At 36.1% G+C, this 23,471-nt stretch carries 19 protein-coding genes and 1 other RNA gene; 13 read left to right on the forward strand and 7 right to left on the reverse strand.

Features of this window, described 5'->3' with window-relative positions; all coding sequences use genetic code 11:
• Positions 1 to 98 precede the first annotated feature (98 nt).
• On the forward strand, positions 99 to 2,528 hold the full coding sequence (pheT, locus tag ACNR9Q_RS13250; RefSeq protein ID WP_419211697.1) for a phenylalanine--tRNA ligase subunit beta: 2,430 nt from the start codon (positions 99 to 101) through the stop codon (positions 2,526 to 2,528).
• Here pheT and ACNR9Q_RS13255 read toward each other — a convergent pair whose 3' ends face one another.
• Entirely contained in the window at positions 2,529 to 3,104 is a 576-nt protein-coding gene (locus tag ACNR9Q_RS13255; protein WP_419211698.1) for a fasciclin domain-containing protein, read from the reverse strand.
• A 204-nt stretch (positions 3,105 to 3,308) separates the two neighbouring features.
• Here ACNR9Q_RS13255 and ACNR9Q_RS13260 point away from each other — a divergent pair, with 204 nt between their 5' ends.
• Entirely contained in the window at positions 3,309 to 4,031 is a 723-nt protein-coding gene (locus ACNR9Q_RS13260) for a hypothetical protein (RefSeq protein WP_419211699.1), read from the forward strand.
• Between the two features lie 33 nt (positions 4,032 to 4,064).
• Here ACNR9Q_RS13260 and ACNR9Q_RS13265 read toward each other — a convergent pair whose 3' ends face one another.
• Both ACNR9Q_RS13265 and ACNR9Q_RS13270 read right to left on the reverse strand, forming a co-directional pair.
• Positions 4,065 to 5,189 (reverse strand): hypothetical protein, encoded by a 1,125-nt coding sequence (locus ACNR9Q_RS13265; protein ID WP_419211700.1) that lies wholly within the window; start codon positions 5,187 to 5,189, stop codon positions 4,065 to 4,067.
• A gap of 26 nt (positions 5,190 to 5,215) precedes the next feature.
• Positions 5,216 to 6,844, reverse strand: coding sequence for an ABC-F family ATP-binding cassette domain-containing protein (locus tag ACNR9Q_RS13270; RefSeq protein ID WP_419211701.1), 1,629 nt, complete (start codon positions 6,842 to 6,844; stop codon positions 5,216 to 5,218).
• 180 nt (positions 6,845 to 7,024) lie between these two features.
• Between ACNR9Q_RS13270 and ACNR9Q_RS13275 the strand changes: the two genes are divergently transcribed.
• Positions 7,025 to 8,416 carry a transaldolase gene (locus tag ACNR9Q_RS13275; RefSeq protein WP_419211702.1) on the forward strand — a complete coding sequence of 464 codons (1,392 nt, stop codon included), beginning with the start codon at positions 7,025 to 7,027 and terminating at the stop codon, positions 8,414 to 8,416.
• 32 nt (positions 8,417 to 8,448) lie between these two features.
• Here ACNR9Q_RS13275 and ACNR9Q_RS13280 read toward each other — a convergent pair whose 3' ends face one another.
• Both ACNR9Q_RS13280 and ffs read right to left on the reverse strand, forming a co-directional pair.
• Entirely contained in the window at positions 8,449 to 9,258 is an 810-nt protein-coding gene (locus ACNR9Q_RS13280; RefSeq protein WP_419211703.1) for an SDR family oxidoreductase, read from the reverse strand.
• A 91-nt stretch (positions 9,259 to 9,349) separates the two neighbouring features.
• Positions 9,350 to 9,448, reverse strand: an RNA gene (gene ffs, locus ACNR9Q_RS13285) — signal recognition particle sRNA small type.
• 134 nt (positions 9,449 to 9,582) lie between these two features.
• Between ffs and ACNR9Q_RS13290 the strand changes: the two genes are divergently transcribed.
• The 8 genes from ACNR9Q_RS13290 (at position 9,583) to ACNR9Q_RS13325 (ending at position 17,536) form a co-directional block, all read left to right on the forward strand.
• A complete protein-coding gene (locus ACNR9Q_RS13290; protein WP_419211704.1) occupies positions 9,583 to 10,638 on the forward strand; it encodes a glutaminyl-peptide cyclotransferase in 1,056 nt (351 codons plus the stop codon).
• Between the two features lies 1 nt (position 10,639).
• A complete protein-coding gene (locus ACNR9Q_RS13295; protein ID WP_419211705.1) occupies positions 10,640 to 11,029 on the forward strand; it encodes an acyl-CoA thioesterase in 390 nt (129 codons plus the stop codon).
• A 21-nt stretch (positions 11,030 to 11,050) separates the two neighbouring features.
• A complete protein-coding gene (locus ACNR9Q_RS13300; protein WP_419211706.1) occupies positions 11,051 to 12,595 on the forward strand; it encodes a right-handed parallel beta-helix repeat-containing protein in 1,545 nt (514 codons plus the stop codon).
• A gap of 144 nt (positions 12,596 to 12,739) precedes the next feature.
• The gene (locus tag ACNR9Q_RS13305; protein ID WP_419211707.1) at positions 12,740 to 13,471 is read left to right on the forward strand and encodes a LytR/AlgR family response regulator transcription factor; all 732 of its coding nucleotides are present in this window, start codon (positions 12,740 to 12,742) and stop codon (positions 13,469 to 13,471) included.
• Positions 13,472 to 13,608: 137 nt separating this feature from the next.
• Positions 13,609 to 13,854: a hypothetical protein gene (locus ACNR9Q_RS13310; RefSeq protein ID WP_419211708.1), complete on the forward strand. Its 246-nt coding sequence runs from the start codon at positions 13,609 to 13,611 to the stop codon at positions 13,852 to 13,854.
• Between the two features lie 70 nt (positions 13,855 to 13,924).
• A complete protein-coding gene (locus ACNR9Q_RS13315) occupies positions 13,925 to 16,039 on the forward strand; it encodes a tetratricopeptide repeat-containing sensor histidine kinase (RefSeq protein WP_419211709.1) in 2,115 nt (704 codons plus the stop codon).
• A gap of 26 nt (positions 16,040 to 16,065) precedes the next feature.
• On the forward strand, positions 16,066 to 16,734 hold the full coding sequence (locus ACNR9Q_RS13320; protein WP_419211710.1) for a histidine kinase: 669 nt from the start codon (positions 16,066 to 16,068) through the stop codon (positions 16,732 to 16,734).
• A gap of 127 nt (positions 16,735 to 16,861) precedes the next feature.
• A complete protein-coding gene (locus ACNR9Q_RS13325; protein WP_419211711.1) occupies positions 16,862 to 17,536 on the forward strand; it encodes a hypothetical protein in 675 nt (224 codons plus the stop codon).
• Positions 17,537 to 17,549: 13 nt separating this feature from the next.
• On the opposite strand, the gene glyA is transcribed toward ACNR9Q_RS13325, so the two are convergent.
• A complete protein-coding gene (gene glyA / locus ACNR9Q_RS13330; RefSeq protein WP_419211712.1) occupies positions 17,550 to 18,824 on the reverse strand; it encodes a serine hydroxymethyltransferase in 1,275 nt (424 codons plus the stop codon).
• Between the two features lie 249 nt (positions 18,825 to 19,073).
• Here glyA and ACNR9Q_RS13335 point away from each other — a divergent pair, with 249 nt between their 5' ends.
• Entirely contained in the window at positions 19,074 to 20,258 is a 1,185-nt protein-coding gene (locus tag ACNR9Q_RS13335) for a hypothetical protein (RefSeq protein ID WP_419211713.1), read from the forward strand.
• A gap of 32 nt (positions 20,259 to 20,290) precedes the next feature.
• On the opposite strand, the gene ytxJ is transcribed toward ACNR9Q_RS13335, so the two are convergent.
• Positions 20,291 to 20,683 carry a bacillithiol system redox-active protein YtxJ gene (ytxJ, locus tag ACNR9Q_RS13340; RefSeq protein WP_419211714.1) on the reverse strand — a complete coding sequence of 131 codons (393 nt, stop codon included), beginning with the start codon at positions 20,681 to 20,683 and terminating at the stop codon, positions 20,291 to 20,293.
• 157 nt (positions 20,684 to 20,840) lie between these two features.
• On the opposite strand from ytxJ, the gene clpB reads away from it, so the two are divergent.
• Positions 20,841 to 23,441, forward strand: a complete 2,601-nt coding sequence (clpB, locus tag ACNR9Q_RS13345) for an ATP-dependent chaperone ClpB (protein WP_419211715.1) — start codon at positions 20,841 to 20,843, stop codon at positions 23,439 to 23,441.
• Positions 23,442 to 23,471 lie beyond the last annotated feature (30 nt).

Raw genomic sequence — 23,471 nt, forward strand, 5'->3', positions numbered from 1 at the left:
CAATTTAAAAAGCAGAATTAAAAATTAAAAGAAACACTTATCAGCTTATTGAATGTGTAATGGCATTGTTTTATCTTTGCTGCCTTTAAATTCTCTGAATGAAAATATCATACAACTGGCTAAAACAGTTCATACATATAGATTGGGAATCCCAAAAAACCGCACAACTTTTAACCGATCTAGGATTAGAGGTGGAAGGCGTTGAAAAATTTGAATCTGTAAAAGGCGGATTAAAAGGTGTAATCGTTGGTCATGTACTCAGTTGTGAAAAACATACCAATGCCGATAAGCTTAATGTTACTTTGGTTGATATAGGTACCGGTACACCGGTACAAATTGTATGTGGTGCCCCTAATGTTGCAAAAGGGCAAAAGGTTCCTGTAGCTACTATCGGCACTACGTTATATACCGCAGAAGGAGAAGCCTGGACTATTAAAAAGGGAAAGATTCGCGGAGAAGAATCCCATGGAATGATTTGTGCTGAAGACGAATTAGGTCTAGGTACAAGCCATGCGGGCATCATGGTCCTGAACAATGATTTAAAAGTTGGGACTCCTTGCTCCGACATATTTGAAATTGAAGAAGATGAGGTATTTGAAATTGGATTGACACCCAATCGAGCGGACGCGATGAGTCACTTTGGTGTTGCACGCGATTTAAAAGCAGGCTTAAAACAAAAGGAGATTTCAAAAGAACTCATAACCCCTTCAACCAGTCATTTTAATATAAATGATCGATCCTTAAAAATAGATGTTGACGTAAAGGAAGGGTCTTTGGCACCTAGATATTGTGGTGTTACATTAAGCAATCTAATCGTACAGCCCTCCCCTACTTGGCTGAAAAATAGGTTAAAGGCTATTGGAATCACCCCGAAGAATAATATTGTAGACGCCACGAATTATGTATTACATGAATTGGGACAACCGTTACACGCATTCGATGCCGCAAAAATCAAAGGAAACAAGATAATTGTTCAAACCTTAGCAAAAGGTACAAAGTTTATGACTTTAGATGGCATTGAACGAACCTTGCATGAAGACGACCTAATGATCTGTGATATTGAAAAGCCGTTATGTTTAGCAGGTGTTTTCGGTGGATTGGGATCAGGGGTGACCGATGAAACCACATCCATTTTCTTAGAAAGTGCTTATTTCAATCCTATTTCAATTCGTAAATCGGCCAAACGCCATGGCTTAAACACAGATGCCTCCTTTCGATTTGAACGTGGTATTGATATTGAAAATGTAGAATATAGTCTTAGACGTGCCGCTTTATTGATTAAAGAGATTGCGGGTGGCAATATAACTTCCGATGTTGTTGACCTGTACCCTCAAAAAAAGAAGAATTTTGAAGTATTTTTGGCTTTTGAGAAAATCAATAAATTAATAGGCCAAGAAATTCCCCAAGATACGATAAAGTCTATTTTGGCGTCACTTGACATAAAGGTCAAAAACGTAACGGAAACGGGCATGGGCCTTGAAGTTCCTTCCTACAGGGTCGACGTGCAACGTCAAGTAGATGTCATAGAAGAAATTTTAAGGGTTTACGGGTATAATAATGTTGCCTTTAGCGAGAAATTGAATGCTTCAGTGGCGACGACTACCCCGACCGAAGACCATACCATTCAAAAAACAATTGGGAATCTTTTAGCTTCGAAAGGCTACTATGAAATTCTCACCAATAGTCTTACGAATCCAGAATATGATAAACTATTGCAAAATGGGGATAATGAATATCAATCGGTCACTGTTCTGAATCCTTTAAGCGGTGATCTTTCCGTATTAAGACGCGCTTCCTTATTTTCTACCTTGGAAACGGCCAGTTATAATATTAACCGTAAACGTGCCAATCTGAAATTATTCGAATTTGGAAAAACTTATAAAAGCAAAGGAGATAAAAGAATCGAGGATAAATATTTAAGCATAGTGTTATCTGGAAATTCCGCTCCGGATAGCTGGACCAATAAAGGCACGTCCACTAATTTTTTCAAGCTCAAATCTATAGTAACGACCATTTTGGCAAGGTTAGGTTTAGAAGATTTGAAAAGTGAACCAGTAGTATCTTCAATATTTTCTGAAGGTCTATCCTTTTGCTTTCAAAAAAATACATTGGTCTCGTTTGGTGTAGTTAAAAAATCCATCCTCAAAACTTTCGATATCAAACAAGATGTTTTATACGCCGACTTCAATTGGGATACCATTCTTAAACAATTAAAAAATTCACCAATCCTTTTTAAGGAAATTTCCAAATACCCAGAAGTAAAAAGGGACTTTGCATTATTATTAGACCAAAAATCTACCTATAAGGAGATTTACGATATTGCGTATAGTACCGAACGAAAATTCTTGAAGGATTTGACCTTATTTGATGTCTATGAAGGCCAAAATTTACCTGAAGGAAAAAAATCTTACGCAGTGAGTTTTACATTACAGGACGATAACAGTACTTTAACAGAGAAACAAATCGATAAAATCATGTCAAAGCTGCAAGCAGCGTACGAGCGTGATTTGAATGCAGTGCTTCGCTAGTTAGAATAATTTTGCAGGTAGAAATACAGTATCGATTTCATGGATGACACCGTTAGATTGGTTACTATCAGCAGTTAAGATAGTCGCTTGGTTCCCATCTTTATCGGTCAGGATAATATCTAGCCCTTTCATACTTGCGGTTATTTTTTCGCCTTGTATAGTTGTAAAATTTGCCTTTCCATTACCACGACACATTGCCCTTAAAATGGAGGACGCTGAAAATTTTCCCGCAATAATGTGATAGGATAAAATTGATGTTAAGGCCTTTTTATTTTTAGGGTCTAAAAGTTTATCGATCGTAATATGTGATAACTTCTCAAATGCGAGATTGGTGGGTGCAAAAACGGTAAATTCTCCCGTATATGCTAATACTTCATCTAAATTCGCAGCTTTCAAAACTTGCAATAAGGTAGAGTGTTTTGCCATAGAAGCGGTATATTCTATAATAGACTGATGAGCTTCGGTAAAATCAGGAAGAATTATATCTAAAGCTAACTCATTTTTACTTTCCTGTGAATAGCATTGAAAGCCTAGAACTAAGGCACACAGAGACACGAGGGATGTCCATTTTTTCATGTAGTTGGTCGGTTCGGGTTACAGTCTAAAAATCGGCGAAATGCCCAATTTTGCCTTCAAGATACAATAATGACCCTTATTGACACATTTTAAAATAATCGGTTTGAATGTATTTAACATTTCATTAACTTATAATTGGCTTAAACAAAATTCTAAGAAAATCATTAATTAGCTAAATTTGAGAGTATTGCTAAAGAAAGAAAAATGTTGCTACAAAAAACGAATATCCAGAACAAGCTGCATCAAGCTAGGTTAAAGGGTTCAAAGTTAGAAGAAAGTAGGCTTAATGAGGTTTATCGTATTCTAAATGATTTGGATAACGAACTCGAACGGATAGAACAAAACATTGCTAACGGTAAAGCAACACCAAGGAATTCTTTCAATATTGATTTATTGGACACTTCCCGTATTTATCATATTGATGAAATAAAGCATGTTTGTATCAACTACCGTTTACGCTTCTTGGATTCCAAATATTTTAAAGGCATAATTCCTACAGAGGCCGTTTCTAAAATAAAATCGTTAGAACGCGAGCATAATCTAGAAATTAAAGGATTTAAAATAATCGCTCCCTCGAAGCTTTTTAAATTGGAGGATAAGGACGACCCATTGCTGTTCGCCCCTATTGGAAACGGATATCATTACTTAATTCACCAATGGGGAAATGATCTACACCCCCTTCGTAAGTTATTGATGTGGCCTTTTAAAAGCATTATAAACCTTGCTGTTCTGGTTCTTTTAATGAGCTATGGTGTGACCTCAATGGTACCCGAAGGACTTTTTTCAAAGTCTAACTCAAGTGCTGAATTTTGGATTATTTACTTTTTTATGTTCAAATGTATCGCCTCGGTCGTCATTTTTTATGGATTCGCCTTGGGAAAAAACTTTAATCATGCTATTTGGAACAGTAAGTATTTCAATTGCTAAATCATTTATAGAAGAGTTCCTTTTATAACAATTTTAATGTACAAAAATAGTTTGAGGCACCCCGTCTAAATCTAAATTGTCAATTATTTTCAAATCTGGGGAAGGACTTATTCGTAGTATTCCTCCTTTATCTTGCTGAGCCTTTTTTTGGTATCCTATAAGGATAAAATCGTTCTTTTCATCAAAACCGATTGCCGTGGTCGCCGCAATGTTATATTTCACGTTCAATTCTGTTTCGCTCAAGAAATTTTCAAAAAGATAAACAACTGTTTTATTTTTTTGGAAATCGTAAATGGCAGGTACTGTCGCTATGGCTGCCGAAGCAATTGTCTTTTGAAAATATAACTTTCCCGAAGAATCTATAAAAAAATCTTTTGACGTTAGAAAGCCTGGCGCGGTATTTTCGCCGTACATGGTGTACTTTTTATCTAGTGTTACCGGATCCAATGTAGTATGCAATTCTGGGTAACTGATAATCACTTCTTCTAAATTATTTTTGAAAAGTTTTGTTGCATCATATCCTAAGTCTAGCTCCATCAAGCTTTCTCTCGATGCTATATCGATAACTTGAAGATGAAAATCATCGGTCACAAACTCATTTAAGGTCAGAACAAAAAGTCTATTGGTAGAGGGCACCAAATCGACCGGTCTTTCATCTAAAGGAATATCAACAAAAGTTGGTGTGCCTTCTGTCAATGAAATAAAGCGAAGCACATATTGCCTATCCTTTCCTTCTAATTCCCTAACGTAGGACAAAAAAATAGATTCGTCTGTATGCGCCATTGCGGTTACTTCAATAGAACAGACATCCAAATCTGTAAAGACCTCTAAAGCAATAGAAGTATCCTTTATAACATCATAAACTTGAACGGTAGCTTCACAATTCGAGGTAGAATAGTAGCTTATTTTTTCTGAAGTTCGATATTTTAAGGACCTTAACGGAGTAGATACAAAAGCACTTGTCTCGTCTTTGACAACCAAACCATCTTGGGCTGAAGTCAAAATCTGGGTATCCAAACGATTGCTGCCCTTTAAAAAAATAGTGTAATCTGCGGTGACAGTGGTTTGTGATTCCTCTGAAATTCCATCAGTGGATTTGTCGCATGCAACGAAACTAAAGGCCATTAGAAGAATGGCCACACTTTTGTAGGTTTTCATAGAATGATGATTTGGGTTAATCTATACTATGCCGTAACCGCGTACATTTTATTACGCTGCTCTTTTAATGCCTTGTCAGACATGTATTCATCGAACGTAGAATAACGGTCAATATTGCCTTTAGGAGTCAATTCTATAATCCTGTTTGCCACGGTCTGTGCAAATTCATGATCATGTGTAGTAAAAAGCACTGTTCCCTTAAAATTCTTAAGTGAATTATTAAAGGCCGTAATACTTTCGAGATCTAGGTGATTGGTAGGTTCATCCAACATCAAAACATTGGCACGCATCAGCATCATTCTACTCAACATACAACGTACTTTTTCTCCTCCAGAAAGTACTGTACATTTTTTCAATGCCTCTTCTCCACTAAAAAGCATTTTACCCAAAAATCCCCTAATGTAAACCTCTTCACGTTCTTCCTCGGTTTTGGCATATTGACGAAGCCAATCTACCAAATTTATATTGTCATTGAAGAAATCTGAATTATCGGCTGGTAAATACGATTGGGTAGTGGTTACACCCCATTGAAATTTTCCGCTATCTGGTTTTCTGTTGCCATTAATGATTTCATAAAAAGCCGAAGTTGCCCTTGAATCCCTAGATATTATTGCAATCTTGTCTCCTTTCGCAAGGTTGATATTGATATTTTCAAAGAGCAATTCCCCTTCATCCGTTGAAGCGGAAAGTCCTTCAACATTAAGGATCTGGTCACCAGCTTCCCGTTCACGGTCAAATATAATAGCGGGATATCTACGGCTAGAAGGCTTGATATCGTCCACCTTTAATTTGGAAAGCATTTTCTTACGGGAAGTCGCCTGTTTACTCTTGGCAACGTTGGCACTAAAACGACTGATGAACTCCTGCAACTCCTTCGCCTTCTCTTCTGCCTTTTTATTCTGTTGTGCGCGTTGACGTGCGGCTAACTGACTACTCTCATACCAAAAAGTATAATTACCCGAATAAAGGTTCAATTTTCCAAAATCTATATCACCGATGTCGGTACATACGGTATCTAAAAAGTGACGGTCATGCGACACGACTATTACCGTATTCTCATAATCTGCCAAGAAATTCTCTAACCAACTTATGGTTTCATAGTCCAAATCATTAGTAGGCTCATCCATGATCAATACATCTGGATTTCCAAATAAAGCCTGCGCCAAAAGTACACGTACCTTAAGTTTAGAATCTAATTCGGACATCAATGTATAATGATACTCTTCATTTATGCCCAAGTTTGACAGTAAGGCAGCAGCATTACTATCTGCATTCCATCCGTTCATTTCCTCGAATTTCACCTGCAACTCTCCTATCCGATCCGCATTTTTATCATCATAATCTGCGTAGAGCGCATCTATTTCCTTTTTAATCTCATAAAGAGGCTTGTTTCCCATGACCACAGTTTCTAAAACGGTGAAGGCATCGGCCGAATTATGGTTTTGCTCTAGAATCGACATTCTTTTACCCGGCTCTAAATGAACATGCCCAGAAGTTGGGTCCATTTGACCGGCAAGGATTTTCAAAAAGGTCGATTTACCGGCACCATTGGCACCAATAATACCATAACAATTGCCCTGTGTAAACGCCACGTTCACTTCATCGAACAATACCCTTTTCCCAAATTGAACCGATAGATTAGATACGGATAACATAGTAACGAAATTTTAAAAATCGCTGCAAAAATACTGAATTTCTAGGCTACTACGAACTACTCAAGCATCAATTTCATTTAAGGCCTGTTGAGATTGATATTCCTAACATTTAACTAGCTATTAACAGCCCCCGCACACTAGGTTGCTTATTTTTGGTTTACACCAGTCCCTTTATACTATATGGCAAGAATTTTACTTTCTTCAATTATTGTTCTATTAGTGGGTTGCTCCGCTTCAAATAAGGATTCCAATTCAAACACCGTGCTATTTGCGGGTGAAATTGTAAATCCTACAAGTCATCAAGTTGTTCTTTACAAGGGGCGGCAAAAAATAGATTCGGCACAATTAGATGATAAAAACCGATTTAAATTTACTTTACCATCCATTGAAAACGGTTTATATAATTTCAGCCATTCGCCAGAATTTCAATACGTTTATCTAGAAAAAGGTGATAGTCTTATGGTGCGCCTTAATACCATTTATTTTGACGAGTCATTAGTTTTTTCGGGAAGTAATGAAGAATTGAACAACTTTCTTTTGGAGCTTTTTATTTCAGCCGAAGAAGAGGATGAAACTATGTATTCGGACTATTATGAATTGGAACCTACTGAATTCACAGAAAAAATAAAATCGCTTAGAAACGAAAAATTACATCGTCTTAATGAGTTGAAGACAGAAGTTGACATGACGACCGACGGTTACGAACTGCTTAAGGGTAGTATTGAATACACCTATAATAGATATAAAGAAATTTATCCATTTCAACATAAAAGAAAAACAGCAGAAGAAAATTTTCATGATTTACCCAGCGATTTTTATGAATATCGTAACCAACTTGACTACGATAATCTCAATCTGACCTATTTGAGGCCTTACTATGATTTCATGAAGGCACATTTTGGGAATTTAGCTTACATGACCTGTAAAAAAGGGTGTGATTCTCTCGATATGAGGTCTGGCAAACAGTTACACTTTAATAAGCACAAACTTCATTTAATCGACAGTTTAGTGGTGGATAAGGAATTGAGGGATAATTTATTTAGAAATGTTGCCGTTGATTACCTTCTTAAAAAACAGGACAGCCCCGAGAACGCTAAAATCTTTCTTGATGATTTCAAAAAAGTTTCTAAAAACAATATGCACATTGAAGAAATAGAGCACTTATATCACGGCATAAGCAACCTTCAACCCTCTAAGGCTATTCCTAATTTCCCCGTAGTTTCTTTCGATAATGACAGTACTACCTTGACCGAAATTGCGAAGAACAAAAAAGTGTTATTTTATTTCTGGTCCGGAAACAATAAAAAACAGTATCAAGACATCTTTGCAAGAGTAGCCGAACTTAAATTGAAAAAGCCCGATTACGATTTGGTAGGTATCAATCTCAAGACCGACCTTAACGAATGGAAAGTCATCTTAAAAACTTTAGGGGCGGACACAAGATCCCAATACCATACCGATAATTTTAAAGAGCTCATGGAAACTTTGGTATTGGATAAGATGAATAAGGCCATTATAACGGACAATGCCCTTATTGTTGATGGTTTTTCAAATATCTACTATAATAATTAATTAGGATTCAAAACTTCTTCGAAATACGATAGCTAATGCGTGCTATGATTTTCCAACATCTTTTCGAACCAGCGACCAGGTAAAATACCTTTTAGGATAACCGCCATTTTTTGAAGAAAAGAGCCTACTTTATAATGAGGTTTCGGATTTTTGGTTGCAATAATTTTCGCTATTTTTTTACCTACCTCTACTGGATTCCCTCCGCTATTTACATCGGCGTCGATTGCTTCCAATGTATTTTTATAACTGTCCTTGTAAGGAGAATTATCGAAAACGGGCGTATGATACCTTCCCGATGCAATATTGGTGGCAAAATCTCCGGGAGCTAAAGTCGTGAAATGCACCCCGAATTTTTTGGTCTCCATACGGTAACTTTCCGTAATTAATTCTAGGGCCGCTTTGGTTGCAGAGTAAACACCCCTGTACGGAAGCCCCATGTAACCAGCGATCGAAGTAATGTTTATAATCAGTCCACTTCCCTGAGTTCTCATGTAAGGAAGCACTTCATTAATAACACTAATAGGGCCATTAAAGTTGGTAGCAAAAGCCTTTAAGATTTCTTCCGGGGGAGTTTCCTCCATGGGGCCGGTTATACCAATACCCGCATTATTAATGAGTACATCAATTCGAGATTCTTTCTCTAGAAGTAATTCTATCGTTTTCTTAATGGTTTCTCGATTTCGAACGTCCATATCCAAAAGTGGAAATTCTGAAAAAGTGGTGTGTTTAGATGTATCTCGAGTCGTTCCATAAACAATATACCCTTTACCCTTTAAACATATGCCAATAGCTTTTCCAATTCCCGAAGAACCACCTGTTATTAAAACTACCTTTGATTTCATTTTCTTTGGAAATATATGATGCAAGAACTATACATAAACCTAATTTTGAGGATGTTACCTTAGTCTATCCGATTTCAGTATAAGGCACAAAAAAAGGCAAGCTACCTACATCGCACCGCTACAACCGTATACCCTTGCTGCGTTCCCACCCTGGGGGATTCTACAGGAGCTGGTCGTGTAGGACTTGCCGAGTGCAAATATACAATCTTTTAAAACTTTCCCAATCCTTTTAGTTTCTAATTTTTATGAATTAAATTGCCTCTTGTTTGCAAAAGATTCTTCTTGAGCAATTCATATCAAAATCACAAATACCTTATATTATTAATGAGAAGGATAAAAAACATAAGTTCAATTCTTATTCCTATACTTTTTCTTGCTTGCGGAAGCGGAAACCAAAAACCATCCTCTTTGTTCGATATTACCTTTGAAGGAAATATAAAACAGGTACATCAAAATGACGAAATCGGCGTAAGCATCGAGAACAGAAAAGACAAGGAAATAGAACATATAACCTATAGTATAGATGGTAAGGAAATTCCGCTAAAAGAAAATAAATTGCTTATTAATGTATCAACCCTTGGCAATAAAATCTTGATGGCAAAAATAAAGTTCGATGGAGAAACGGTCGAAATTAAAAAAAGTTTAAAAGTCCTCTCCGAAAAAGCCCCTGAGATTTATACCTATACTATAATTAATGAATATCCACACGATACGGGCGCCTATACACAGGGACTGGAATTTCACAACGACACCTTGTATGAAGGAACTGGAAAAAAAGGCCGTTCTTTTTTAAGAAAGTTAAATTATAAAACGGGCGAGGTTTTTGAACAGATAGATTTGGACAAGAGTTACTTTGGAGAGGGCATCACAATATTAAACAACAAAATCTATCAACTAACTTGGCAGAGTGGTATGGGCTTTATCTATGACCTAAAAACTTTTAAAAAGTTGGACAACTTTCAGTATGGCAAAAGTCGTGAAGGCTGGGGACTTACCAATGATGGTAAAAAAATCTTTAAAAGTGACGGAACGGAAAAAATCTGGTTCTTAAATCCTGAAACCATGATGGAAGAAGGGTATATTGAGACCGTAACCAATTCCTCTGTTTTCAACAAGGCTAATGAGCTTGAATATGTAGACGGAAAACTTTACGCCAATGTATATCAAAAACCCAGTGTTATGATAATTAATAGTGCTAGCGGTTCTATTGAAGGTGTTATCAATTTTGGTGGTTTAAGTGATAAAATCACCAAGACAGAAGATTGGAATGAAACCGATAATGTTTTGAACGGCATTGCCTACCATCCAGAGCGGGAAACATTTTTTGTTACAGGAAAAGACTGGGATATTTTGTTCGAAGTTAAGATCCAGAAAAAATAATATGGCTGGGTATACAAAAGAATTACTAGTTGCTCCAGATGATTTAGATGATTTAAACCATGTGAACAATGTGCGATATGTACAATGGATTCAAGATATTTCAAAAGAGCATTGGCAAACAAAAGCCTCCGAACAAATTCAAGAAGAATATATTTGGGTCGTACTTACACATTACATCGAATATAAGTCCGCCGCTGTTTTAAACGACCCAATCACCTTAGAAACCCACATAGCGTCAAGCTCCGGTGCAAAATGTACAAGAATTGTTGAGATGGTGCATAGCGAAACAAAGACGCTGCTTGTGCGATCAAGTACAGAATGGTGCCTGCTACATAGAAATTCATTACGACCTACACGCATTTCTGATGAGATCAAGGCGATTTTTATATAATTCACTACTAAAAAGATCAGGGTGCGATTTAAGATTCTTATAATTTTTCCCCTCCTGCTTGGCCTTTTATGGACTACAGCGTGTAGAAAGGATTTTGAATACGCCCCAAGTGCCGGCAACCTTTCATTTTCAAAAGATACTGTTTATTTAGATACTGTTTTTGCTTCCATAGGCAGTAGCACCTATACTCTAAAAGTTTACAATAACACTCGGGATGATATCCTCATTCCCAGTATTTCACTTAAAAACGGACCTGAAAGTTTTTACCGACTTAATGTGGATGGGGTCGCCGGCAAATCGTTTACAAATATTCCTATTTACGCTCGAGACAGTTTATTCATCCTCATCGAAACGACCATTGAAATCACAGAAAGCAGCGTTAAAGAACTCTTATATACCGATGTCATACAATTTGATACTGAACCTTACCAACAGCAGGTCGAGTTAGTGACTTTAGCTAAAGATGCCATTTTTTTATTCCCTGATTCAGGTCAAGATTACATCAAAGAATCTGTGCTTTTATATACCGACAGCGCTGGGAATGAAATTACTGTTACGGGATTCGAAGTCAAAGATGAAGATTTAAAATTCACTAATGAAAAACCTTATGTGATATATGGGTACGGTATTATACCATCAGGAAAGGAATTTCAAATAGATGCTGGTGCAAGGGTTTTTTTTCATAAAGATTCTGGCATAATCGTTAAAGATGCCGCTTCCATTAAAGTAAATGGTAAATTAAGTAGTGACGAAGAACTATTGAAAGGAGAGGTCATTTTTGAGGGAGACCGTCTAGAACCCTCATTTGCAGAACTCCCTGGTCAATGGGGAGCCCTATGGATCACAAAAGGAAGTACAGATAATTATTTGGAACACATAACGATTAAGAATGCGGATATCGGACTATTTGTGGAAGGAGCTAGCGATATTCCCACAAATACCTTAACCATAAAGGACAGCCAGATTTATAATAATAGTAGTCACAATATTTGGGCAAGGAATGCAAATGTAATTGCAGAAAACCTCGTGTTAGGAGGTTCTGGGTCCTCCTCGTTAAATTGTGAAAATGGCGGTAGTTATTCATTTACCCATTGCACCATTGCCAATTACTGGAATAAAGGTTTTAGAACCAAAGCCGCTCTAGAAATCAGCAATACTTCCTCAGACTCAAGAACATCTGGTTCAGAATTAGCTAAGGCCGATTTTAAAAACTGTATTATCGACGGAAACAATCAAAATGAAATTTCTATACTAGTCAATGAGGCAATTGGTTTTGATTTTAGCTTTCAAAATTGCCTGATTAAGTCAATTGAAGATCAAACAACTATAGAAGGACTTAACCTTTACGATTTTGATGGATCTGCATTCTATTCCAATATACTACTTAATGGTAAAGCTGATTTTTTTCTTTCAGCGAAGAATGATTTTAGGATTGGAGAGGAATCCGAGGCGATTAACCTAGGGGATAAAACTGTTGCAACCGCCGTGCCTTTTGATTTATCAGGATTACTTCGAACAGTAGCTCCAGATTTAGGTGCCTATCAAATAAAAGCACGAGAAGAGTAGTTTTTTTACATAAGAGTTGAAGGTTTTTTCGCTCAAACTTCCTATTAACAGGCATTTTATCAAAGAGTCCTCCATATTTATAAGGATATTCTTGGTAGGGATTATTAGGTCTATGCCTAAATTCGTAGTAGACACTATATTTTTTTGGATTACACATATACCATAATAGATTCAGATGCTGTTTCCAATCTGCAACTACATGCATTCTTGGATGAATACGGCGATTTCGAATGTATCGGTTCCTCCACTACTCCATCCGCTGGACTGAATGATATTCTTAAATACACCCCCGACATTGTATTCATCAATCTCAATGAAAATGTCGCTACGCTTTTTCAGATGGTTATGGAAATACACCAGTATATTAATCAACTTCCTTTACTTATTGGCATAGCCTCTACCAAGGATCATGCTTATGATGCTATTAAAAACGGATTTTTTGACTACTGGTTACAACCGTACAATGAGTTCGACATTCGTAAATCTTTATTAAAACTCAAAAAAAGAGTTCCAAAAGAAAAAGCACCACAAACCATTTGTCTACAATCGTATAAAGACTATCATTATTTGAATACGAATGATATCTTGTACTTAAAAGCAGATAATAATACTACAGAGTTTTTCATGAAAGACGGTAGCGTCACAAATGCTTACAAAACACTGAAAACATTTGAGAATACCTTGCCTGAAAATTTTATGCGTATTCACCAAAGTTATATCGTGAACACGAACTATGTTTCGCGTATCAATTTCGGAAAATCCATATGCAACCTTAAAACAGTCAACGAACACTTACCGTTTTCAAAATCTTATAGAGAGAATGTGGAGCAACTAAAAAAACTACTCTCTAAAAACACCTTATCTACCTTAAATTAAAGAATTCTCTCAGAAATCGGTCATTCACTAGTAGAAATAGGTCACTCACTAAAGGTCGATAACATTCATTTTTTTAGTCTTAAAAGGGTATTACTTTGGTAATGTAATAAACAATAACCCCCTAAAACACAATTAAAATGAAAAATTTAAAAAGTATCTTGGTAGTAGCAGTTATGGCAATCGTAGTTGCAATTTATGTTATTGGAAACACCGCTATCGGAAATGAGTTTATGAATGATGTTATACTCGCTTGTACAGATTGTATGATTGATAGATTCGATACTGCATTAGCTTGTACAGATTGCATGATTGATAGGTTGAGTGAATTAGCTTGTACGGACTGTATGATTGATAGAATGAGCGCTGAAACTTTATTGAGTTAGACTTTAGGAGTGATCATATATGTAGCCTTGAACTTAAATGTTCAAGGCTTTTTTTATACCTTGCTTTGAAATGAAAGATAGAATTATTTTATTTTTTAAAGTAATGAAAATTTACTTGCCAGTATTATCAATACTGTTTAGCTGCTCTAACAATAAATCTTCACTTCAACTATCAAATCAAACTTTTGTTCAAGACAGTATTGTGGATCTAATTAAAGAAAGTCAGAAATTAGAGCTATCAGAAGATCAGAGATTGAATCTCCTTCTTAGAGCTGAAACAAATTCAAATAAAATAGAATCTGATTCGTTAAAGGCCAAATATTTCACATTACTATCAAGTAATTTTCCAATTAAAAAAGACAGTATTCTCTTTCGTAAAATAAATCAAAAAGCTATTGCGCTAAACACATCTATAAAAGATTCCGCTGCAATTGCCATGAATTATAAAGATTTAGGATTTTTTTTCGATAATTACATCATACAAGACAGTGCATATTATAGCTATTCAGAAGCCCAAGAAATATTTGAAAGTATTGGAGACATGCATAATTCAGGAGAAATGTTCCTGAAAATGGCAAAAATTCAAGTTAAAATCAAGGAATATATCGGTAGTGAATATTCGGCTATCCAAGCCATTGAACGGTTCAAACCTTTAAATAATAACTTCGAATTATTTGACAGTTATAATGTATTAGGTATTGCAATGGGGAATTTTGGTGATATTCCTAAAGCCCTCTCCTATTATAATGAGGCTCTTTATTATTTAAAGAAGGAGCCATATGAAGAAATTCAGGAAGCAAGAATAATAAATAATATTGGCATTGTTCATCGTAATAATAAGGAATTTGAAAAAGCCATTTCAAATTTTGAAAAAGTAATAAATTTTAAGGACCTAGAGCAAAATAGACCTGATTTATTTGCTATTGCTCTAAGCAACCTAGCATCAAGCAAATTATATAAAAAAGATACTCTAGGAGTTAATGATTTTTTTAAAAGGGCAATTAAAATTAAGACTAGTGAGAATAAAATTGCAAGTTTAGCCGGTACGCTTTATAACTATTCTGCATACAAAGCTTATGCTAGAGATACATTGAAAGCATTAGAACTAGCAAATAAAGCAGAAGAGCTATCCCTTAAAACAGATAACAATGAAATTGTATTGGAAACTTGGGCATTATTGGCTTCATTGGATAAAGAAAATTCACATAAGTATTTTGATAAATACATCAAATTGGATGATAGTCTTCAAAAAGAGGAACGCAAACAACAGAATAAATTCGCCCGTATCCGTTTTGAAACGGATGAATTTATTGCCCAAAATGTGGAGTTAGAAGGTGAAAAAGAATTACTTGCCAAACAAAAACAAATGTGGACCGGTATTGCAGCGGGCTTTTTCTTGCTGGGACTTTCTATATATATCATTATCAACCAGCGAGCAAAAAACCAGAAACTTCGTTTTGATCAACAACAACAAATCAACAATCAAGAAATATTCAATTTAATGTTGATGCAAAAACAGAAAGTTGACGAGGTAAAACGGATGGAGCAAAAACGGATTTCAGAAGAACTCCATGATGGTATTTTAGGAAAAATGTTAGGTGCAAGAATGGTTTTAACGGGGTTGAACAAGCGAGCCACCGATGAGGCCATACAAGAAAAATCCAAGGCTATTTCTTCTCTACAAGAAATCGAAAATGAAATTCGTTCCATTTCCCACGAACTAAGTCATACCGCCTATCAAAAAATAAATAATTTTACCGATTCTATAGAAACCCTTCTAGAGAGTAGCGCTAAAGGCACAAATATCACCACTATTTTTAATTACAACGAAGACGAAGATTGGGATGGTCTGCAGGGAGATATAAAAATAAACGTTTATAGAATTGTGCAGGAAACATTTCAAAATGCTGTTAAACACGCAAATTGTACGATTTTCAACATAACCTTCGATATTAACGAAACTCATTTTAGCATTATTATGAGTGATAATGGTGTTGGTATTAGCCCCAATAAAGGGAAAAAAGGTATCGGTATGAGAAATATAAGTTCTAGAATAAATAAATTGGAAGGCACTTGGCACACCGATTCTATAGAAGGACATGGCACCACAACAACCCTAAAAGTTCCACTTAAAAAAAAATCCACTAATTTTACCGATATTAATAAGCAATTCGAAAGCGTTTAGTATATTAGAAACGAATCACGGAACAAATGGATACGGTACGAATTTTAGCGGTTGATGATCATGAGATGACCACTTTGGGGTATAAATATATTTTAGAGGACGCTGATTTTAAAGATTTTAATGTAAAAGTTGAAATAGCAAAGAGTTTCGATAAAGGAAAGGATAAAATAGAATTTTCGAAACGTTCCATCCCTTTTGATATTATTTTATTGGATATTCAGTTGTTCTCCGCAGAATCTAAAGACCCTAGAACAGGAGTCGATTTGGGAATTATTGCAAGAAAAGAGGTCCCAAACTCCAAAATAGTTTTCATGTCTTCCTATAGCGACAATTATAGAATCAATAACATTTTCAAGACCGTAAATCCTGATGGATACATGGTAAAATCTGAAATTGATGAAATGTCTCTAAAGACTATGGTTGAAACGGTAATGAATAACCCACCCTATTACACTGCAGGTGCACTAGCAGCTATTAGACGTAGAATGGCTAACGATATAATAATTGATGATCAAGACCAAAAAATCTTATATCATCTTTCACAAGGTATACATACAAGGGATATAGCGCCCCTCATAGGCTCTGCCAATACTACCGTAGAAGCTCGAAAAAGGCAACTAAAAGCCCTTTTTGACATTAAAAATGGTAACGATCTCGCCCTCATTAAAGAAGCTAAAAATCGGGGATTTCTATAAATTCAAACCTTCATAAAAACCTGATTATCAACTAATTAAAAATATAATTGATATTTTATTATAATCTCCTCCACAATTATAAGGTTTTACTAAGTAAAAAAAATAGCTTATAAAAGTATCTTTATTAATGAGAATACTTTTTATAACCACTTATATGCCGTTTAATTTCGAAGATTATATTAAAAATTCACTACCTGATTTAGACCATCAACATGAAATTGTTGATATTACTGAATTTATCAATTCTCTAGAATTCTATTATTTTTCCCAAATAAAATTAAAAAAGAATAGTTCAACGTTACATTCAATAAATATAGTTTTGGAAATTAACTGTAATTTGGAGTTGTTGGAAATGTTATCCCATTTTAATACAGGTCGATGGGGTAATAACGGGAAAAATGAAACGCCAATACATCAATGCTTAGAACTTTTAGTTTCAAAAAATAATATTATTATTGATATTGAGGAAGTTACAATTTTACTGAACGATACTAGTATTGTAATAAAACGCATTTACGATAGAAGCATTGCAACCCAATTCGATGAAATTTTAAAGCTTATAGCAAGTAACTACGTATTTTTAACAAGGGGACTTACTCAAAAACCATATGAAATCTTTGTCCCGATATTTGAAGAGGATTCCCTAGAAAATATCGAACCATCTACGTACGCTCCTCAAAATATACCCAAATCGTATTCTGAATTTTGGGGTATTTACTTGGACAAAGAGGATGAAGCTTCGATATATGATGTAAAAAGAAATACCTATATCAGTGGTAATCTAGAGTTCCTAACCGATTAATTTCAATAATTTTTTACCCATTAAAAATGGGCCTCGTATTCATCATTGTATTCACCTTGGCTTTTACCTCTTTTATAATTTGATCATTTTCTGGATTGCTGATTACTTGATCGATCAAATCGACTACTTTTTCCATATCGGCCTCCACTAAACCCCTTGTGGTAATTGCGGCAGTTCCAAATCGTATTCCTGAAGTTACAAAAGGAGATTTATCATCAAAAGGAACCATATTCTTATTGGCCGTAATATCGGCTTCCACCAAAGCCTTTTCAGCATCTTTACCAGAAATATCCTTATTGCGTAAATCGATGAGCATCATATGATTATCGGTACCCCCAGAAATAATATCATAGCCTTTTTCAACAAAAGACTTTGCCATGGCATCCGCATTTTTCTTAACCTGTAGAATATAGGCACCATATTCCTCTGTGAGCGCTTCTCCAAATGCAATGGCCTTACCGGCTATTACATGCTCCAATGGTCCTCCTTGATTCCCAGGGAAAACAGCTAGATCCAATAAAGCGGACATTTTTCGTAAACTTCCATTTTTCAAAGTAATCCCAAATGGATTATCAAAATCACTTCCCATTAAAATTAGGCCTCCTCTAGGTCCCCTTAACGTTTTGTGGGTTGTTGTAGTTACAATATGACAATGAGGTATTGGATTATTTAAAAGTCCTTTCGCTATTAATCCAGCTGGATGTGAAATATCGGCCAACAAAATCGCATTTACGCTATCGGCTATCTTACGAAAACGTTCAAAGTCCATATCCCTAGAATAGGCAGATGCGCCGGCAATAATCATCTTCGGTTGCTCCTTCGTCGCTATTTCCTGAATTAGATCATAGTCTAACCTTCCTGTTTCCTTATCCACTCCATAAAAAACGGGATTATACAGTCTTCCTGAAAAATTCACAGGGGAGCCATGGGTTAAGTGACCACCATGTGAAAGATCAAAACCTAAAATTTTATCTCCAGGTTGTAAACAGGCATGATAAACAGCAGCGTTCGCCTGAGAACCCGAGTGTGGTTGCACATTTGCATATTGCGCACCAAATAGCTCCTTGGCCCTATCTATGGCCAACTGCTCTACCTTATCGACCACTTCGCAACCTCCATAATAACGTTTGCCTGGATAGCCCTCGGCATATTTATTGGTAAGCACGGAACCTTGCGCTTCCATGACTTGCGGACTTGTGAAATTTTCAGAAGCTATCAATTCAATACCGTTAATTTGGCGTTGTTTCTCTTCTTCTATAAAATCAAAAATGGTGGTGTCGCGTTGCATGCTAGTATATCTTTTAAATGAGGTTGCAAAAGTACGAATAGCCGATCTAAACAAATAAAAAAATAGAAAAACACTTAAGTTATTTATCAAATAAAAGTTGATAACTCTTTCACCTACGTATTGTCCAATAAAAACCTGAAAAGTGTGCGTTGTCGAAAACATACTATTACCTATCCTTGTCCGTTATGTAATAAGCCTTTTATGGCACGGCTGTTGTAATAGCTTTAGTGAATTCTAAATAAATTAGTCATGAAAAAATTTCTACTATTCTGTTTTATAGGGCTACTATTTTCTTGTAGTGGCGTGAAGAAAACACAGGAAGCCCTGAATTCTGGTAATTACATGAGTGCAATCAATAAAGCAATCATCAATATCGCACAAAACAAGACTAAAAAAAGTAACCAAACGTATATTGTTCTTCTTGAAGAAGGCTATAGAAAGAATACGGAAAGGGAGCTTCAAAACATCAAATTCCTTAAGAAGGAAGATAATCCGGCAAATTTTGAAGAAATTTTTAACACCTATGCACGTTTAAAATCCATTCAAGAACGTATTCGTCCGTTATTGCCTTTGTACATTCAGGACGAAAATAGAACAGCTCAATTCAATTTTAAGAATTATGATGATGAACTCATTGCCGCTAAATTAAATCTATCTGAATTTCTTTACAATAAGGCGGTAACGTTATTGGAAAATGCCAATTACAAAGCAGATTATAGAACTGCGTATAGTGACCTCAATTATTTGGAAGAAATCAATCCTAATTTTAAGGATGCAATAGCCAAAAGAGAAGAAGCATATAGAAAGGGATTGGACTTTGTTATTGTAGAAATGACCAATAATACAGATATGGTCATCCCAAAAAGATTGGAAGATGAACTATTGAACCTGAACACTTATGGTTTGAACACACATTGGACCGAATATCACACCAATAGAATTCAAAATCAAATTTATGACTACCAAATGGAAGTTTCATTTCAAGATATCTATATCACGCCAGAACAGATCAGTGAGAAACAGATAAGTAAGGAGAAACAAATTAAGGATGGCTATACGTTTGTAGAAGATAAAAATGGTAATGTAGTATCCGACAGTTTGGGAAATAGCATTAAAATCGATAAATTCAAAACTGTAAAATGTGATTTTTATCAATTTACACAATTTAAAAGCGCTCAAGTTACAGGCGTTGTAAACTTTATCGATTTAAAAAAACAGCAAAAAATTAATCAATATCCCTTGTCGAGTCAATTTATATTTGAGCATAGTTATGCAAACTACAATGGTGATAAGAGGGCCTTGGAAAATGATTTGGTAACGCTTTTACAACTTGCTAGGGTTCCTTTTCCAAGTAATGAACAAATGGTTTATGATGCTGGAGAAGATTTGAAAAATAACCTCAAAAGTATTCTGAGTAAACAAAGTTTCGACTAATAAAAAGACCCCATTAAAATGGGGTCTTTTTATTATAGGTATTTTTCAAGTTTAATATCAGAAATAGAGCCATGAGAATCGTGAAAAACCACAATACCATTCTTGACGATTAAAAGTTGTGGTGATTGATGGATCACCCCAAATTCAGAAGCTACGGCATTAGAAACATCTCGATGGGCTTGTAGATCTAAAAAATAATAATCCATTTGTCCCTCTTCTAAGTTAAAACTACTTTTAAACATGTTCAAAACCATTCTACTTATACCACATGTGGTTGAATGTTTAAAAATAACCTGAGGCCGTTTCGCGGACTCATTTTTTAGTTCTTCGAGCTGATTTATCCTAGTAAGTTGTTTCCAAGGAACCATAGCCTCATTGCTCCCTCTCTCTGTAGACCCTCCAAACAAACTACTAAATATCCCCATAAACCTTCTTTAAAATTTTAAGCTTCTCAACCAAACTCTACTGACTATTTGTCCGCTTTTATCCCGTAAATTCCAGTCAATTTGTCTTACCTTTTCACTTGGTAAGATTGTTGAAAGACATCGTTCAAAAGTATCACATTAAACTAAAATAAAGAAAATGAACTTAAATAATTTAACGATAAAATCACAGGAGGCCATTCAGCAGGCCCAGTTGATTGCCCAGAATATGGGGCATCAGCAAATAGAAAATGAGCATATTTTCAAAGCTTTGACAGAAGTAGAAGAAAACGTAATGCCCTTTTTGTTAAAAAAACTGGGCGTCAATTTTAGCCTGGTTCAACAAATTTTGCAAAAAGAATTGTTGAGTTTCCCAAAAGTTCAAGGGGGAGATTTGCAGTTTTCAAGAGAAGCGGGCAAAACACTCAATGAAGCTAGCATTATTGCCAAAAATATGGGTGACGATTTTGTTTCTCTAGAACATTTATTCTTGGCCATTCTAAAGTCAAAAAGTAAAATTTCCCAAATATTAAAGGATCAGGGTGTAAACGAGAAACAGCTTTTGGCGGCTATTGAAGAGCTGCGTAATGGTGAAAAGGTTACTTCACAAAGTGCTGAGGAAACTTATAATTCTTTAAATAAATATGCGAAGAATTTGAATGCACTCGCCGATAGCGGAAAATTAGATCCTGTTATAGGAAGGGATGAGGAAATAAGGAGAATTCTCCAGATTCTTTCTAGAAGAACCAAGAACAATCCGATTTTAGTAGGTGAACCAGGTGTTGGTAAAACTGCCATTGTCGAAGGACTCGCCCATAGAATCATACAGGGTGATATTCCCGAAAACCTTAAGGATAAGGTTATTTATTCTTTAGATATGGGCGCATTGATTGCGGGTGCAAAGTATAAAGGTGAATTCGAGGAGCGACTAAAATCAGTTATTAAAGAAGTCGTAAGCGCAAATGGCAACATCATTTTGTTTATTGATGAAATCCACACCCTAATTGGTGCCGGCGGTGGGCAAGGTGCTATGGATGCGGCCAATATTCTTAAACCTGCATTGGCAAGGGGTGAATTACGGTCTATTGGGGCCACTACCCTAGATGAATATCAGAAATATTTTGAACAGGACAAGGCCTTGGAAAGAAGGTTCCAAAAAGTAATGGTTGACCAACCGGATACAGAAAGTGCCATATCGATTCTTAGAGGAATAAAAGAAAAGTACGAAGCGCATCATAAAGTACGTATTAAAGATGAAGCGGTTATTGCCGCTGTAGAATTATCGCAACGTTATATTACCAATCGGTTTTTACCCGATAAAGCGATTGACCTTATGGATGAGGCCGCCTCTAAACTTAGAATGGAGATCAATTCCAAACCAGAAGAGTTAGATGTTCTCGATCGTAAGATCATGCAGTTAGAAATTGAAATCGAAGCCATTAAAAGGGAGAACGATAATCAAAAGCTTAAAGTGCTCCATTTAGATTTAGCAAATGCTAAAGAACAGCGAAACGAGATTTATGCCCAATGGGAGAGTGAGAAAACCGTAGTCGATAATATTCAACAAACGAAGTTAGATATTGAAAATTTCAAGGCGGAGGCAGAAAAGGCAGAACGTAACGGTGATTATGGAAAGGTAGCGGAAATAAGATACGGCAAAATTAAAGAAGCGCAAGAGAAGTTGACCCAGTTGCAGGACAATCTGAGTGAACAACAACATTCTGGTACACTGATAAAAGAAGAGGTGACGAGCGAAGATATTGCTGAGGTGGTTGCTAAATGGACGGGGATACCGGTTACCAAGATGCTTCAAAGCGAGCGTGAAAAACTATTGAAATTAGAAGAAGTTCTACACAAACGGGTAGTTGGTCAAGAAGAGGCCATACAAGCGGTTTCTGATGCCATACGCAGAAGCAGGGCAGGTTTACAGGATCAGAGAAAGCCGATCGGTTCTTTTCTTTTCCTTGGAACCACTGGGGTCGGTAAGACCGAATTGGCAAAAACCTTGGCATCCTATCTCTTCGATGATGAAAATGCGATGACACGTATCGACATGAGCGAATATCAAGAGCGCCATGCCGTGAGTAGATTGGTAGGCGCTCCTCCTGGATATGTCGGTTATGACGAAGGGGGACAATTGACCGAGGCCGTACGAAGACGTCCTTATTCCGTGGTATTGTTAGATGAAATTGAAAAGGCACACCCTGATACGTTCAATATTCTATTACAGGTATTGGATGAAGGAAGGTTGACAGATAATAAAGGTCGGGTTGCCGATTTCAAGAATACAATTATCATTATGACCAGTAATATGGGTAGTCAGATCATACAGGATACCTTTGAAAATGCAACTGATGTTTACAGCGCTACGGAAGCGGCCCGAATTGAAGTTCTTGGTTTGTTGAAGAAAACCATACGTCCCGAATTTATCAATAGAATTGACGATATCGTGATGTTCACGCCTTTAACGAAAAGCAACATCAAGCAAATTGTTAAACTTCAACTCGAACACTTGAAGAAAATGCTCGATAAACAGCAAATTACCTTAGATGCTACCGAAGAAGCCATTGATTACTTGGCAGATAAAGGGTTTGATCCCCAATTTGGAGCAAGGCCTGTAAAGAGAACAATACAGAAAGAAGTGCTGAACAATATGTCTAAAGCACTTTTAAGCGGTGAGATAAAATCAGATAGTGTGGTTCTTTTAGATGCCTTTGATAACAGTTTGGTTTTCAGGAATCAGGAAGATATCGCGGTATAATACTTAAAATATGTAGAAAAGCGTCCTTAA

The sequence above is a fragment of the Maribacter sp. X9 genome (assembly GCF_048537565.1).
Lineage (GTDB): Bacteria > Bacteroidota > Bacteroidia > Flavobacteriales > Flavobacteriaceae > Maribacter.

Bases quoted from the DNA above. Each gene is read 5' to 3' on its own strand.
- ACNR9Q_RS13270 (WP_419211701.1), bottom strand. From the start codon at position 6,844: ATGTTATCCGTATCTAATCTATCGGTTCAATTTGGGAAAAGGGTATTG.
- ACNR9Q_RS13290 (WP_419211704.1), top strand. From the start codon at position 9,583: ATGAGAAGGATAAAAAACATAAGTTCAATTCTTATTCCTATACTTTTT.
- ACNR9Q_RS13335 (WP_419211713.1), top strand. From the start codon at position 19,074: ATGAAAAAATTTCTACTATTCTGTTTTATAGGGCTACTATTTTCTTGT.
- ACNR9Q_RS13295 (WP_419211705.1), top strand. From the start codon at position 10,640: ATGGCTGGGTATACAAAAGAATTACTAGTTGCTCCAGATGATTTAGAT.
- ACNR9Q_RS13280 (WP_419211703.1), bottom strand. From the start codon at position 9,258: ATGAAATCAAAGGTAGTTTTAATAACAGGTGGTTCTTCGGGAATTGGA.
- ACNR9Q_RS13325 (WP_419211711.1), top strand. From the start codon at position 16,862: ATGAGAATACTTTTTATAACCACTTATATGCCGTTTAATTTCGAAGAT.
- clpB (WP_419211715.1), top strand. From the start codon at position 20,841: ATGAACTTAAATAATTTAACGATAAAATCACAGGAGGCCATTCAGCAG.
- ACNR9Q_RS13320 (WP_419211710.1), top strand. From the start codon at position 16,066: ATGGATACGGTACGAATTTTAGCGGTTGATGATCATGAGATGACCACT.
- ACNR9Q_RS13265 (WP_419211700.1), bottom strand. From the start codon at position 5,189: ATGAAAACCTACAAAAGTGTGGCCATTCTTCTAATGGCCTTTAGTTTC.
- glyA (WP_419211712.1), bottom strand. From the start codon at position 18,824: ATGCAACGCGACACCACCATTTTTGATTTTATAGAAGAAGAGAAACAA.
- ACNR9Q_RS13275 (WP_419211702.1), top strand. From the start codon at position 7,025: ATGGCAAGAATTTTACTTTCTTCAATTATTGTTCTATTAGTGGGTTGC.
- ytxJ (WP_419211714.1), bottom strand. From the start codon at position 20,683: ATGGGGATATTTAGTAGTTTGTTTGGAGGGTCTACAGAGAGAGGGAGC.
- ACNR9Q_RS13260 (WP_419211699.1), top strand. From the start codon at position 3,309: ATGTTGCTACAAAAAACGAATATCCAGAACAAGCTGCATCAAGCTAGG.
- ACNR9Q_RS13255 (WP_419211698.1), bottom strand. From the start codon at position 3,104: ATGAAAAAATGGACATCCCTCGTGTCTCTGTGTGCCTTAGTTCTAGGC.
- ACNR9Q_RS13315 (WP_419211709.1), top strand. From the start codon at position 13,925: ATGAAAGATAGAATTATTTTATTTTTTAAAGTAATGAAAATTTACTTG.
- ACNR9Q_RS13310 (WP_419211708.1), top strand. From the start codon at position 13,609: ATGAAAAATTTAAAAAGTATCTTGGTAGTAGCAGTTATGGCAATCGTA.
- pheT (WP_419211697.1), top strand. From the start codon at position 99: ATGAAAATATCATACAACTGGCTAAAACAGTTCATACATATAGATTGG.